The organism is Pseudomonas sp. P2S-1 (assembly GCF_057197725.1).
This window is the reverse complement of the sequence record NZ_CM170068.1, coordinates 886,291-898,275: the sequence shown is the minus strand read 5'-3', so window position 1 is coordinate 898,275 and position 11,985 is coordinate 886,291. Positions and strand designations below refer to the sequence as shown.

At 62.0% G+C, this 11,985-nt stretch carries 14 protein-coding genes; 6 read left to right on the top strand and 8 right to left on the bottom strand.

Annotation, left to right across the window (positions count from 1 at the left end):
• Positions 1 to 76: 76 nt before the first annotated feature.
• Positions 77 to 970: a LysR substrate-binding domain-containing protein gene (locus AC2CQI_RS04160; RefSeq protein ID WP_484579280.1), complete on the bottom strand. Its 894-nt coding sequence runs from the start codon at positions 968 to 970 to the stop codon at positions 77 to 79.
• A gap of 171 nt (positions 971 to 1,141) precedes the next feature.
• Between AC2CQI_RS04160 and AC2CQI_RS04155 the strand changes: the two genes are divergently transcribed.
• The 4 genes from AC2CQI_RS04155 (at position 1,142) to AC2CQI_RS04140 (ending at position 4,210) form a co-directional block, all read left to right on the top strand.
• On the top strand, positions 1,142 to 2,053 hold the full coding sequence (locus AC2CQI_RS04155; RefSeq protein ID WP_484579279.1) for a DMT family transporter: 912 nt from the start codon (positions 1,142 to 1,144) through the stop codon (positions 2,051 to 2,053).
• A gap of 123 nt (positions 2,054 to 2,176) precedes the next feature.
• On the top strand, positions 2,177 to 2,407 hold the full coding sequence (locus tag AC2CQI_RS04150) for a DUF6429 family protein (RefSeq protein WP_484579278.1): 231 nt from the start codon (positions 2,177 to 2,179) through the stop codon (positions 2,405 to 2,407).
• 236 nt (positions 2,408 to 2,643) lie between these two features.
• On the top strand, positions 2,644 to 3,084 hold the full coding sequence (locus AC2CQI_RS04145; protein ID WP_484579277.1) for a hypothetical protein: 441 nt from the start codon (positions 2,644 to 2,646) through the stop codon (positions 3,082 to 3,084).
• An 820-nt stretch (positions 3,085 to 3,904) separates the two neighbouring features.
• A complete protein-coding gene (locus AC2CQI_RS04140; protein WP_484579276.1) occupies positions 3,905 to 4,210 on the top strand; it encodes a hypothetical protein in 306 nt (101 codons plus the stop codon).
• Between the two features lie 156 nt (positions 4,211 to 4,366).
• On the opposite strand, the gene AC2CQI_RS04135 is transcribed toward AC2CQI_RS04140, so the two are convergent.
• A complete protein-coding gene (locus AC2CQI_RS04135) occupies positions 4,367 to 4,687 on the bottom strand; it encodes a low molecular weight protein tyrosine phosphatase family protein (RefSeq protein WP_484579275.1) in 321 nt (106 codons plus the stop codon).
• Between the two features lie 128 nt (positions 4,688 to 4,815).
• On the opposite strand from AC2CQI_RS04135, the gene AC2CQI_RS04130 reads away from it, so the two are divergent.
• Positions 4,816 to 5,367, top strand: coding sequence for a GNAT family N-acetyltransferase (locus AC2CQI_RS04130; protein WP_484579274.1), 552 nt, complete (start codon positions 4,816 to 4,818; stop codon positions 5,365 to 5,367).
• Between the two features lie 45 nt (positions 5,368 to 5,412).
• Entirely contained in the window at positions 5,413 to 5,781 is a 369-nt protein-coding gene (locus tag AC2CQI_RS04125; RefSeq protein WP_144443566.1) for a hypothetical protein, read from the top strand.
• Positions 5,782 to 5,808: 27 nt separating this feature from the next.
• On the opposite strand, the gene AC2CQI_RS04120 is transcribed toward AC2CQI_RS04125, so the two are convergent.
• The 6 genes from AC2CQI_RS04120 to AC2CQI_RS04095 all read right to left on the bottom strand — a co-directional run bounded on the left by AC2CQI_RS04120 (position 5,809) and on the right by AC2CQI_RS04095 (position 11,679).
• On the bottom strand, positions 5,809 to 7,419 hold the full coding sequence (locus AC2CQI_RS04120) for a gamma-glutamyltransferase family protein (protein WP_484579273.1): 1,611 nt from the start codon (positions 7,417 to 7,419) through the stop codon (positions 5,809 to 5,811).
• Positions 7,420 to 7,445: 26 nt separating this feature from the next.
• Complete coding sequence (locus AC2CQI_RS04115; protein WP_484579272.1) at positions 7,446 to 8,537, bottom strand: polyamine ABC transporter substrate-binding protein; 1,092 nt, start codon at positions 8,535 to 8,537, stop codon at positions 7,446 to 7,448.
• Between the two features lie 23 nt (positions 8,538 to 8,560).
• Complete coding sequence (locus AC2CQI_RS04110; protein WP_075805729.1) at positions 8,561 to 9,340, bottom strand: amino acid ABC transporter ATP-binding protein; 780 nt, start codon at positions 9,338 to 9,340, stop codon at positions 8,561 to 8,563.
• 3 nt (positions 9,341 to 9,343) lie between these two features.
• Positions 9,344 to 10,120: an amino acid ABC transporter permease gene (locus AC2CQI_RS04105; protein WP_484579271.1), complete on the bottom strand. Its 777-nt coding sequence runs from the start codon at positions 10,118 to 10,120 to the stop codon at positions 9,344 to 9,346.
• Between the two features lie 12 nt (positions 10,121 to 10,132).
• The gene (locus AC2CQI_RS04100) at positions 10,133 to 10,939 is read right to left on the bottom strand and encodes an ABC transporter substrate-binding protein (protein ID WP_484579270.1); all 807 of its coding nucleotides are present in this window, start codon (positions 10,937 to 10,939) and stop codon (positions 10,133 to 10,135) included.
• 71 nt (positions 10,940 to 11,010) lie between these two features.
• Positions 11,011 to 11,679, bottom strand: a complete 669-nt coding sequence (locus AC2CQI_RS04095) for a GntR family transcriptional regulator (RefSeq protein WP_484579269.1) — start codon at positions 11,677 to 11,679, stop codon at positions 11,011 to 11,013.
• Positions 11,680 to 11,985 lie beyond the last annotated feature (306 nt).

Genomic DNA, 11,985 nt, shown 5'->3' with positions numbered 1-11,985 from the left:
GGATGTTTCGAGTCCCTACACCCTAGCAGCCGGTTCACAGGCCAGGGAGGCAGTGATGCTTTGCAGAGGCAGTAGCTCAGCTATCGGCTGCCTGTTCCTTCAGCCACTGCTTGACCACCTGCAACAGTGGTGACTGCTGCGCCTTGCGCGGCCAGACCAGATAGAAGGCCTTGTCCAGGCGCAGGTCTTGGGTGAACACCTGGGCCAGGCGGCCGGCCACGATATCGTCCTTGACGAAGGCATGGCTGGCCAGCGCGATGCCCTGCCCGCCGATGGCCGCCTCGATAGCCAGGGAGGTCTGGTTGAAGCGCAGGTTTCTGGCACTCGGCGAAGGGTGGCCGGGGAACAGCGCGGCGACGAACAGCGGCCAGTAGTGGTGGGCATCATGCAGTGCGACAAAGCCCTGCAGCGTGTCGAAAGTGTCCGGCGTGCCCTTCTCCGCCAGCAAGGTCGGACTCGCCACGGCCACTACCCGCTGCTCCATCAACAATTCGGCGTTCAAGCCACCCCCGAAAGGCGGCTGGCCGTAGCGCACGGCGATATCGACACCATCGGTGTGGAAATGGGACAGGCGATCGGTCGCCAGCAGGCGCAGGTCGATCTCCGGATTGCGTTCGGCAAAGCCGCCCAGGCGCGGGATCAACCATTTCGAGGCGAAGGTCGGGGTCACGCTGACGGTCAGGTGGGAGGACTCTGGGCGCAGCAGGCGGGTCGCCTCGTCGATCATCGCCAGGGCGCTGCGGATGCTGGCGCTGTAGGCGCGGCCGGCGTCGGTCAACCCCAGGCCCCGGGGCAGGCGCTCGAACAGGCGGATCTCCAGGCTCGCCTCCAGCCCGCGGATCTGCTGGGCCACGGCGGCCTGGGTCAGGCCCAGTTCCTCGGCGGCGAGGCGAAAGTTCAGATGCCGCGCCACCACTTCGAACATGCGCAGGGCGTTGAGGGAGGGCAAAGCGGGGAAGCCTGCTGACATGGCGATGGATTTTCTACTGGAATGGGAAAGTTTGGCTGTCTCTCTGGGTGCGCTGCGGGCTTGCTAGCCTGCGCTGGCATCAAGGACTGCTGGACTCGAGGCTACCCGCCGCATCACCGGATGGAAACCCCGGCCAGTAGAAAAACCATCCGCTCAGCCAAAGGCCCCGCCATGAAAAAGCCTGCCATCGCCGCCTTCGTCTTCCTCGGCGTTATCTGGGGCAGCAACTTCGTCTTCGTCAAGTCCGCTGCCCAGTACATCTCGCCCTTGCAGATCACCCTGTTGCGGGTGCTGTTCGGCTTCGTCCCGGTGCTGGTGTATGCCCTGCTCAGCGGCGCGCTGCGGCGTGAGCACTGGCGGCACGCGCGGCACTTCCTGGTGATGTCGCTGCTGGCGACGGCGGTCTACTACTTCGCCTTCGCCAAGGGCACGGCGCTGCTGGATACGAGCATTGCCGGGATGCTTGGCGGGGCGATTCCGCTGTTCACCTTTCTCTGTGCGTGGGTGTTCCTGCGCAGCGAGCCGCTCAGTGGCGTGAAGGTGATCGGGGTCGGGCTGGGGTTTCTCGGCATTCTGCTGGTGGCGCGGCCCTGGTCGGCGCAGGGCGCGATCGATCCGCTGGGGGTGCTTTACATGATTCTCGGGTCGTGCAGCGTGGGGTGTTCGTTCGTGTATGCGAAGCGCTACATCAGCCCGCTGGGGCTGCCGGCGGTGGCGTTGGTGACCTATCAGATCGGGTTGGCGCTGGTGATGTTGCTGGTGGTCAGGCCGGTGCAGGGGATCGAGGCGGTGTTCGCCGACACCGGGGCCTGGGTGGGGTTGGTGTTCGGGCTGGGGCTGTTGGGGACGGGGGCGGCGTATCTGGCGTATTACCTGATTGTCGCGGCGTTCGGGGCGGTGGCGGCTTCGGCGGTGACCTATATTCCGCCGGTGGTAGCGCTGGTGATCGGGGCGTGGTTGGGGGAGCCGGTGACGGGGAGTTCGTGGGTGGCGGTGGGGTTGATTCTGGGTGGAGTTGGGTTGGTGCAGATGCGGGTGGTTGGGTGGCGGGGAGTTCGCCGTGCCAGATACAAAATTTTTTGATATCCAGACTCATCGCTGGCAAGCCAGCTCCCACAATGCGCCGAGAAAAGCGCCCGTGTGCGCTTTGCGGAGCACGGCTTACACACAAATACCGACCCCTGAATTCCAAGCGGAGCAACGACCATGAAATACGACGAAGCCCTGATTGACGAAGCTGTTCTTGCCCTGCTGGCAGCCTTCAGCACGGATACCGGGAATACATGGAAAGGTTTCGACTTTGGCGTGATGAACCGCTTGCATGAGCAGGAACTCATCGACGACCCGGTCAACAAGAACAAGTCTGTCTGGTTGACACCTGAGGGGCTCGAACGAGGCAGGCAAATAGCCGAGCGCCTGTTCGCCAGAAAAGACTGACCAGAATACGACGCGGACCCTGTGGGAGCTGGCTTGCCAGCGATGAGGCCATCAGCAACACAGCTGAAACCAGCCCCACCACCCAGTTCTCTGAGGCAACACAAACCCATGTGGGAGCGGGTTCACCCGCGATGACGCCAGTGAATCCACCAGCAAACCCGCGCACCTGGCAAGAGCTGCACCAGACCCGGATAATCCTCTCCAGTTGAAGTACTTCATCGCAAACGGAGTGGACAATGGACTTCCCCGACAGACTCTGGGAATGGTACGGACAAGACGAATTCAAGCGGATACTTGCCGTGTGCCTGGCCATCCCGGCACTCGACTTCCTGGCAGCCTCGGCAGAGGTGCAACGCTACTCGATTCCCTCCTGCCCGGCCTGTGAGACCTGGTCGGAGAAGATGCTGCCGGTCAACGAGGTGCTGGAGGTCGTGAGCAAGGCCCTGCCGATGGCCGTGCGGTTGGCACTGGAAAAGGTCTGGCAGCTAAGCAACGACCTGTCCGAAGCTGCCTTTCACTGTGGAAACCAGCACATGTACATTCATGAGGAATGGCAGCCACTGCGGGACACTGCAGCCCAGGCTCTGGACTTGCTCGGCGCGAAGGAACTGGCGCCGCATCTGGACGAACTGACACTGGATTGCCGAAATACGATTCTGGGAATAAAGCCGAAGTGATGGAGATCGAACAGGCAGGGTAGGAGCGAGGCTTGCCCGCGAAGGACCGCGCAGCGGTCCCAAAACCATCCATTCCAGTGTGTCAGCCCAGCTGCAACCTCATATTCCCCAACGGTTCCACGACCTCCTGCCAGCCACCAATCCAAAGCACGACACGCCACCTGTGGGAGCTGGCTTGCCAGCGATTACGCCAGTAAATCCACCACCCTCATCACTACAGAATCATCAGCATCCGCCTACAACAGCTCCGCCTCGCTCGGATTTCCTGCTGCTGGTTTCCAGAGCATGCTTTTCCTCCTGCTGAGATTCCATGGCAACTGCACACAGAGCGCCTTCGGGTGCGCCGGTCCGCCTGAGCCGGTCTACCACACTATGTGCAGTTGCCACCCTCCTTCACACACTCAGACCTCAAATCCATCCTCACGCGACTCACCTCACAGCTTCTGCTCAAAAATCCAGCTAAAAGCGCCGCAAGATCCTACAAAGCCTCTTCTATTTCCGACTTTCATGTAGGCAATTTCCCAAGCATACTTTTCCGCCTCTTCAGCCGTTGCACATCTGGAAATGGTTACCTAGTCTTCGCCAGTCGCTGCGGTTTGGCGGCTCGGGTTTGGTAGCCTGACTTCTTCCCTTCGGACGTGCATTCGTCATCAGTTCAGCCGGTTTCCTGCCGGCTGATTTGTGTTATGGCGGCTGTACGCTGGGCGCCTTCGGGTGCGCCGGGGCTCCGAAGTCCGGTCTACCAACCTGCGTACGGTCGCCACCCAATCGTTTGGTAGCGCTTGCGTGTCGGCTCCATGTCCCTTCGGAGATCAAAACGATGAAGAAAAACGTTCCAGATCCACCCGCCCCACCCCGCCGTAAAACCGCCAACGTCCACTTCGGTACCTGCGCCGGCGCCCATCCCCATATCTTCGCCGTATGCCCGGATGCCGATATCGAAGACGCCCTGGCTCACCTCTCGGCTGCGATCACCTCAGCCTTCGAATCCAACGCCCAACTCTGCGACATGCTCTCCCGCCCCTTGGCGGACAAGGCATGGGCCACCTGGCAATCGCTGGAAATCTGTCAGGCGCTGACCGAGGCGCTGCGCAAAGGAGCGGCCTGCCCGCAAATCGAAAGCTGAGAGGTTCATCGCTTAACGGGCCGCACATGCGGCCCTACAGATCCATGCTTGATGGCAACTGCGCGTAAGGGCGCCTTCAGGCGCGCCGGGTTTTCTCTGTGGACCGGTCCGTCAACCTCACACGCAGTTGCCACCCTCCTCTCCTGCTGTATTCACTCAGAGATATGAACTTACAGTGTCCTCCAGCATGGAAACCAACTCAGGATCCATGTAACGAAAGTCATCCGGAATATCCAGCACATGGACCCGCTTGTGCTCCAGCAAGCGCGCGTACTCTGCCTGCAACCGTTGCAGATGCTTTCGCTCCATCACAAAGATGATGTCGGCCCACCGAATATCGGCGGGCCCAACCGACTTGCGAGCATTCGGACTGGTGCCCGCCGAACGAGCACTGAAACCGGCCCGCCGACGCCACATGGCCTCAGCGGTGGGGCTGCGCCACTGGTTGCGGCTGCAAACGAAAAGGAGATTGGTCACGGTCTATCCGGTCGAAGAATGAATGTCGCCGATGCGAAAACCAACAGCATATGGCCTCTCGACATCATGGTTCCAGCACTGCGACACTACGGCTTGCTTCAGTAATGCCCTCGCAAAGGAACTGCGTCATGGAAAGCACGCCCGTCCTCAAGACAGCCCGCCTGCTGCTCACCCCGCTCCAGCTGAGCGACGCCCCGGCTATTCAAGAGCTGTTCCCCCATTGGGAGGTCGTCCGTTACCTCGACAGCCGCGTGCCCTGGCCCTATCCCGACGATGGCGCGCTGACCTATGTGCGTGATAGCGCTCTCCCGGCGATTGCTGCAGGGCACGAATGGCATTGGATGATCGCCCTCACCTCGGACCCCTCCCGAAAAATCGGCAGCATCAGCCTTTACAAGCAACCCGGAAACAATCGGGGCTTTTGGCTTTCGCCACAGTGGCAAGGCCAGGGTTACATTCGGGAAGCTTGCACCGTGGTCAATGCTTACTGGTTTGAGACCTTGCACCAGGCGGCCATGCAAGTGCCGAAAGCGAGCGAAAACGATGCTTCACGAAAAGTCTCGGTGCGCGAGGGCATGCGCCTGGTTGACACTCAGCCCGGAAGTTTCGTGTCCGGGCGGATGCAGAAGGAAATCTGGGAGATGACTCGAGATGAGTGGCTTCGTACGCTCGATAAATAACCTGCTGACATTTGTACCGACCGATCATAATCCTAGTCTCAAATCATGACCCCAATGAAAAAACCACCACGACCTTTCATCCTGATCATCGCGCTGCATATCGCCTGTAGCGCGCTGTATGTCCTCGACGCCGTGCAATCGAAAGACCTGACACCGGCATTGCTCGGTGTGATGCTGTCTCTACTGGCACTCCATGGAAGCGTAGTCGCCTGCAAAATCATGATAATCGTGTGTGCCTACTCAGCTCACAGCGCTTTCAACAGCGCAGTTGAAACATGGAGTGCCAGCCCCGCCTGGAGTGCGGCCTTGTTCGCTACTGCAGCACTGATGGCTGCAAGCGCCAACTATTTGCTATCCAGCAAGAAAATCAAAGAATTTCAAGACTCAAAAACCGGCTCGAGTCACGCACTATGAGTTTCAGCCCTGAACGTACATGTCTTCTCACCACCCCCCCACCACCGAATCCGCCCTTGGCTCCGCCCCCCCCCAAAGCACCCCACTCCCCCCATCCCGCAAAATAATCTGCCCCCGCCCATAATCCGTAGAATCACTAACCACCACCACCTCATGCCCCCGCCGCACCAGCGCGTTGATCAGATCCCGAGAAGCCCCCTGCTCCACCCCAACCTTCATCCCCCCCAACCACTGCCACCTCGGCGCATCCAGCGCAGCCTGCGGATTCAACCCAAAATCCACCATATTCATCACCATCTGCACATGCCCCTGGGGTTGCATATACCCCCCCATCACCCCAAACGGCCCCAGCGCTTCCCCATCCTTGGTCAAAAAACCCGGAATGATCGTATGGAACGTCCTCTTCCCCGGCAGAAGACAATTGGCATGCGAAGCATCCAGACTGAACTCCTGCCCCCGATTCTGCAGCGCAATCCCGCTGTCAGGCAGCACCACCCCCGACCCAAACCCGTGATAGTTACTCTGAATAAACGAAACCATATTCCCTTCAGCATCCGCCGTAGCCAGGTACACCGTGCCACTGGCCAGAGGATCCCCATGCACCGGCGGCTGCGCCATCTCCCCAATCTCCCCCCGCCGCCGCGCCGCATATTCATCACTGAGCAAATCCGCCACCGCCACCCGCATATGCTCCGGATCGGTGATGTAGTGCAGCCCATCGCTATACGCCAGCTTCATGGCCTCCAACTGCCGGTGCCAGGTCAGCTGGCTATCCCGATGATCGAAGTCAAACCCTTCCAGGATCTTCAGCGCCATCAACGCCACCAACCCCTGCCCGCTCGGCGGAATCTCCCACACATCCACCCCGCGATAGTTGATCGAAATCGGATCGACCCACTGCGCCCGATACCCTTCCAGATCACTGGCCCGCAGGTACCCGCCAGTCGCCCGTGAATGCGCATCCAGCCGCTGGGCAATCCCGCCACGGTAGAAACTCTCGCACCGAGTCGCGGCCAGCTCTTCCAGGGTCTCCGCCTGCGCAGGATTGAAGAACATCTCCCCCGCCCTCGGCGCCCGCCCTTCAATCAGGAAGGTATCGAACCACGTCTGCAACACCCCATCCCGATGCGGCGCGAACTCCTTCAGCGCAATCTCCCACTGATGCGCCACCACCGGCGACACTGGAAACCCGTCCCGCGCCAGGCTGATCGCTGGCTTCAGCAACTCCGCAAACGGCAACCGCCCAAAGCGCTCCGATAACACCGCCCAGGCCGACGGACACCCCGGCACCGTGACCGGCGTCCACCCGTACAGCGGCATCTCCGAGTGCCCGGCCGCCTTGACCGCCTCCAGCGACAACGCCGCCGGCGCCTGCCCGTTGCCATTGAGCCCGTGCAACTGCCCCTTGACCCACACCAGCGCAAACGCATCCCCGCCAATCCCGTTGCCAGTGGGCTCGACCACGGTCAAGGCCGCCGCCGTGGCGATCGCGGCATCGATGGCATTGCCGCCCTTCTGCATGATCTCGATGCCGGCCTGCGCAGCCAGCGGTTGGGAAGCTGCGACCATCCCGCGCCGGGCAAACACGCTCTGGCGCTGGGACGGATACGGATACTCATGGGCAGATAGTTTCAACATGACTAGGCACTCTCTGATTCAGGAATTCATTGACCGGACTTGATCCGGTTCCACTCGCGGGTGATCAGGCGCTGGATGGCATCGGGCAGGTCGGCGGAGACGAAGGTGTGTTCGACCACCTCGTCACCGGGGTAGATGCCGGGATCGCTGCTGACCTTGGGGTCCATCAGGGCGGTGGCGTCCTTGTTGGGGTTGGCGTAGCCGACGTAGTCGCTGATCGGGGCAATCACCTCCGGGCGCAGCAGGTAGTCGACCAGGGCGTGGGCATTGCCGGCGTTGGCGGCGTCCTTGGGGATGGCGAGCATGTCGAACCAGAGGTTCACGCCTTCCTTGGGAATGAGGTAGCGGATGTCCACCGGCTTGCCGCTTTCCTTCGCCCGGCTGCGGGCCTGCATGACGTCGCCGGAGTAGCCGATGGCGACGCAGATATCACCGTTGGCAAGGTCCGCGGTGTACTTCGAGGAGTTGAAGTAGGTGACCGAGGGCCGCAGTTGCATCAGGCGTTTCGAGGCCTGTTTGTAGTCCTCGGGCCTGGTGCTGTTGGGGTCGAGGCCGAGGTAGAGCATGACCTGGGGGATGATCTTGATCGGCGCGTCGAGGAAGGCGACGCCGCAAGTCTTGAGCTTTTCCAGGTTGCCAGGCTCGAAGACCATGGCCCAGGAGTCGAGCACCGCGTCCTTGCCGAGCACGGCGCGGACCTTTTCCTCGTTGTAGCCGATGCCCACCGTGCCCCACATGTAAGGCACGGCGTAGCGGTTGCCGGGGTCTGCGGCTTCGAGGCGCTGCATCAGGCGCGGGTCGAGGTGCTTCCAGTTGCCGAGCAAGGCCTTGTCCAGCGGCTGGTAGGCGCCGGCACGGATCTGCTTGGAGAGGAACTGGCTGGACGGCACCACCAGGTCATAGCCGGAGTGCCCGGAGAGCAGCTTGGCTTCGAGCATTTCATTGGTGTCGAACACGTCGTAGCGGACCTTGATGCCACTGGCCTTTTCGAAGTTGGCCAGGGTGTCCGGGGCGATGTAGTCGGACCAGTTGTAGACCTTGACCTCGCCCCCGGCAGCCTGGGCCAAGGGCATTACGGCGGCGCAGCAGAGCGCTGCGAACAAGCTCGTTGAACGCATGACGGTATTCCTTGTGCGAAAGGTCAGAGCACGCGGCTGAGAAAGGCCCGGGTACGTGGGTGGGTCGGGTGGTTGAAGATCTGTTCCGGCGGGCCCTGTTCGATCAGCTCGCCCTGGTCGAGCACCACCACGCGGTCGGCGACCTCCTTGGCGAAGCCCATTTCATGGGTGACCACGACCATGGTCATGCCCTCCTCGGCCAGCTCCTTCATGACTTGCAGCACCTCACCGACGATCTCCGGGTCAAGGGCGCTGGTGGGTTCGTCGAAGAGCATGGCCTGGGGTTTCATCGCCAGGGCGCGGGCGATGGCGACCCGCTGTTGCTGGCCGCCGGAAAGCATCGACGGGTAGTGACTGCCCTTGTCCGCCAGGCCGACCCGGGCGAGGAGTTTCTTGGCCTGTTCCAGCGCTTCGGCCCTGGACACGCCGAGCACCTGCACCGGCGCTTCGATGATGTTCTCCAGCGCGGTCATGTGCGGGAACAGGTTGAAACGCTGGAAGACCATGCCGATGTCCCGGCGCTGGCGGGCGATATTGCGCTCGGAGTCGCGCACCAGGCTGCCGTCGGGGCGTTCGCGGTAGCCCATGGCGTGGCCGTTGACGCGGATGCGTCCGCCCTGGATGTCTTCCAGCAGGTTGATGCAGCGGATGAAGGTGGTCTTGCCCGAGCCCGAGGCGCCAATCAGCACCACCACTTCGCCGCGCTTCACCTGCAGCGACACGCCCTTGAGGATCTGCAAGGCCCCGAAGGACTTGTGGATGTCCAGCGCCTCGATCACCAGTTCTTCGCTTTTCTGCGCCATGGCTCAGCGTCCTCTCAGCAGTGTCAGGGTGCCGCGGCCGAACATGCGGCTGGCGGCCGGGGGCGGCGAACTGGGGCGGTCGGACTGGCCGAAGCGGTTTTCCAGCCAGCGCTGGAAGAAACCCCACAGGGTGGTGAGCAGCAGGAAGTAGATAGCGACCACCAGGTACAGCTCGAACACGCGGAAGGTCGCCGAGGTGACCATCTGCGTGCTGAGCAGCAGCTCCTGCACGCCGATCACGCTGACCAGGGTGGTGTTCTTGAGCATCACGTTGAATTCGTTGCCGATCGGCGGAACGATCACGCGGAACGCCTGGGGCAGCACGATGCGGCGCATCAGCTTGCCGAAGGTCATGCCCAGGGAACGCCCGGCTTCATATTGCCCTTTATCCACGGCGCCGATGCCGGCGCGGATGATCTCGGCCATGTAGGCGCCTTCATTGAGGCCCAGGGCGATGATCGCCGCCTGGATATTGCCGGGGACTACCAGGCCCAGCAGTTCGATGTCCTCGAAGCGGAAGATCCCGCCCGCCGCCAGCGCGGTGTAGAGGAAGACGATCTGCACCAGCAGCGGCGTGCCGCGCATCAGCCACACGTAGAAACGCACCGGCCATTGCAGCAGCGGGTTGCTCGACAGGCGCATCAGTGCCGCCGCCAGACCCAGGGCGCAGCCCAGGGCCATGGCCAGCACGGCGATCAGGCAGGTCAGCCACAGCCCGGTGAGGTACACGCCGCTGGGTTGCAGCAGGTATTGCCAGAACACATCCCAATTGAAGTTCATGCGTCATGGCCCTCAATCGAGCGTGTCGCTGCTGACATGCCAGGTGCTCAGCAATTTCGCGTAGCTGCCGTCGGCGCGCATGTCGTCGATGATCTGCTGCACGGCAGCGGTGAGTTGCGGGTCGTCCTTGCGCAGGCCCAGCCCGGTGAGGATGCGGCTGAACGCCGGCACGCCCTCTTCGAACAGGTCCGGGGCCATGGCAGCGTAGTAGCCGGCGGTTTCCACCGTGGTGCCATAGGCATCGACCTGGTTGATGCGCAGGGCCTGGAAGGCGTCGGTGTCGGTGTTGTAGACCACCACTTTCATCGGTGGCTTGCCGGCCTTGGCGAGGGTTTCGTTATGGGCGTCGAGCAGGGTCTTGATGGTCGAGCCGTTGAGCACGGCGACCTTGTGCGCGGACAGGTCGTCGAGGGTCTTCAGGGCCTTGGGATTGCCCTTGGGCACCACCACCGCCTGGCTGGAATACATGTAGTTGACGATATCGATCACCTGGCGCCGTTCGGGCTTGTCGAACAGCTGGTCGACGATCATGTCGCACTGCCCGGCGAGTAGCGCCGGGACCAGGCCGGAGAACGGGATCACCCGCCATTGCACGTCCTTGTTGCCCAGGCGCTTGGCGATTTCCAGGCCGAGGTCGACGGTCAGCCCACGGGGCTTTTGCGCGGCGTCGAAGGAGACCAGGGGCGGCGAGTCCATCCCCGAGCAGTAGGTGAGTTTTTCGACCGTTTTCAGGCGCTCCGGCACCTGGGGCGCGGCGGCGGCCCATTGCGTGCACATAGCGAGGGAAACAGCCACCAGCAAGGCGCGGCGTAAATGCATGACCAGACACTCCACTTCGTTGGACAACGGCAGGATTCAAAGTCAAAACACGGGCGGGTTCGGACCCGCCTCTATTTTTCCGATTGCAGGAACTGGATCAGCGCCGGGACCGTGCCTTCGATATGGTCGCGGACCACGGCTTCGGCCTTGTCGGCATCGCCGGCGCGGATGGCCTCGAGGATCACCGCGTGCTCCTCGCGGGCGCTCAAGGGTTTGTCGCCGTGCTGCAGCCACAGGCGCATGGGCGCCTCGACCAGCGAGTACAGCGCGGAAATCTGCTTCATCAGGCGCGGGCGGCCGCTGAGGCTGCACAGGTATTCGTGGAAGGCGCGGTGCCGGCGCACCCACTGGGCGCTCTCATCGCGGTAGTCGTCCATCTCGTCGAGCATGCGTTCCAGGGCCGCCAGCTGGCGTTCGCCGATATGCGCGACGGCCACGCGCACGGCCAGGCCTTCGAGGGCGCTGCGCATTTCGAAGACTTCGTGCAGTTCCTCGATATCCAGGCCGCTGACCACGGCGCCGCGGTTGGGGCGCAAGGTCACCAGACCCTGGGCGTCAAGGCGGCGGAAGGCTTCGCGCACCGGCATGCGGCTCATGCCGATCTCGCTGGCGATGTCCTCGGCGATCAGCCGGTCACCCTTGCGGTAGCGGCCGCAGCAGATGGTTTCGAGAAGGAAGTTGTAGGCCTCCTCCTCGGCGGTCTGCGGCTGACGGTCAACGTAAGCGGGGGCGAATTGCATGGGGGATCACCTTTTGTATTTTTGTATCCAATTATCCATGGATACGAAAAAGCAGGATGTGTGCCAGGTTATTCGAATGGGAGGTAAAGGATTGATTTGGATGGGAATGGTGGGTTTGGGGGCAAAGGTGGGTTGGGGAACAGTGCTACCTAATGGCTCAGTGTGTGCCCCGGAATCGTGCACCCCAGTAACAACGCGCCCCCTGTAGGAGCTGGCTTGCCTGCGATGGACCGCGCAGCGGTCCCAAAACCTGTCACCTCTGTACATCTGGGATGAACACCATCAACCAGGCGCCGAATCCGGGAT

Coding starts and splice junctions, on each gene's coding strand:
- AC2CQI_RS04130 (WP_484579274.1), top strand. CDS start 4,816: ATGGAAAGCACGCCCGTCCTCAAGACAGCCCGCCTGCTGCTCACCCCG.
- AC2CQI_RS04145 (WP_484579277.1), top strand. CDS start 2,644: ATGGACTTCCCCGACAGACTCTGGGAATGGTACGGACAAGACGAATTC.
- AC2CQI_RS04115 (WP_484579272.1), bottom strand. CDS start 8,537: ATGCGTTCAACGAGCTTGTTCGCAGCGCTCTGCTGCGCCGCCGTAATG.
- AC2CQI_RS04120 (WP_484579273.1), bottom strand. CDS start 7,419: ATGTTGAAACTATCTGCCCATGAGTATCCGTATCCGTCCCAGCGCCAG.
- AC2CQI_RS04160 (WP_484579280.1), bottom strand. CDS start 970: ATGTCAGCAGGCTTCCCCGCTTTGCCCTCCCTCAACGCCCTGCGCATG.
- AC2CQI_RS04100 (WP_484579270.1), bottom strand. CDS start 10,939: ATGCATTTACGCCGCGCCTTGCTGGTGGCTGTTTCCCTCGCTATGTGC.
- AC2CQI_RS04095 (WP_484579269.1), bottom strand. CDS start 11,679: ATGCAATTCGCCCCCGCTTACGTTGACCGTCAGCCGCAGACCGCCGAG.
- AC2CQI_RS04110 (WP_075805729.1), bottom strand. CDS start 9,340: ATGGCGCAGAAAAGCGAAGAACTGGTGATCGAGGCGCTGGACATCCAC.
- AC2CQI_RS04155 (WP_484579279.1), top strand. CDS start 1,142: ATGAAAAAGCCTGCCATCGCCGCCTTCGTCTTCCTCGGCGTTATCTGG.
- AC2CQI_RS04125 (WP_144443566.1), top strand. CDS start 5,413: ATGACCCCAATGAAAAAACCACCACGACCTTTCATCCTGATCATCGCG.
- AC2CQI_RS04150 (WP_484579278.1), top strand. CDS start 2,177: ATGAAATACGACGAAGCCCTGATTGACGAAGCTGTTCTTGCCCTGCTG.
- AC2CQI_RS04105 (WP_484579271.1), bottom strand. CDS start 10,120: ATGAACTTCAATTGGGATGTGTTCTGGCAATACCTGCTGCAACCCAGC.
- AC2CQI_RS04140 (WP_484579276.1), top strand. CDS start 3,905: ATGAAGAAAAACGTTCCAGATCCACCCGCCCCACCCCGCCGTAAAACC.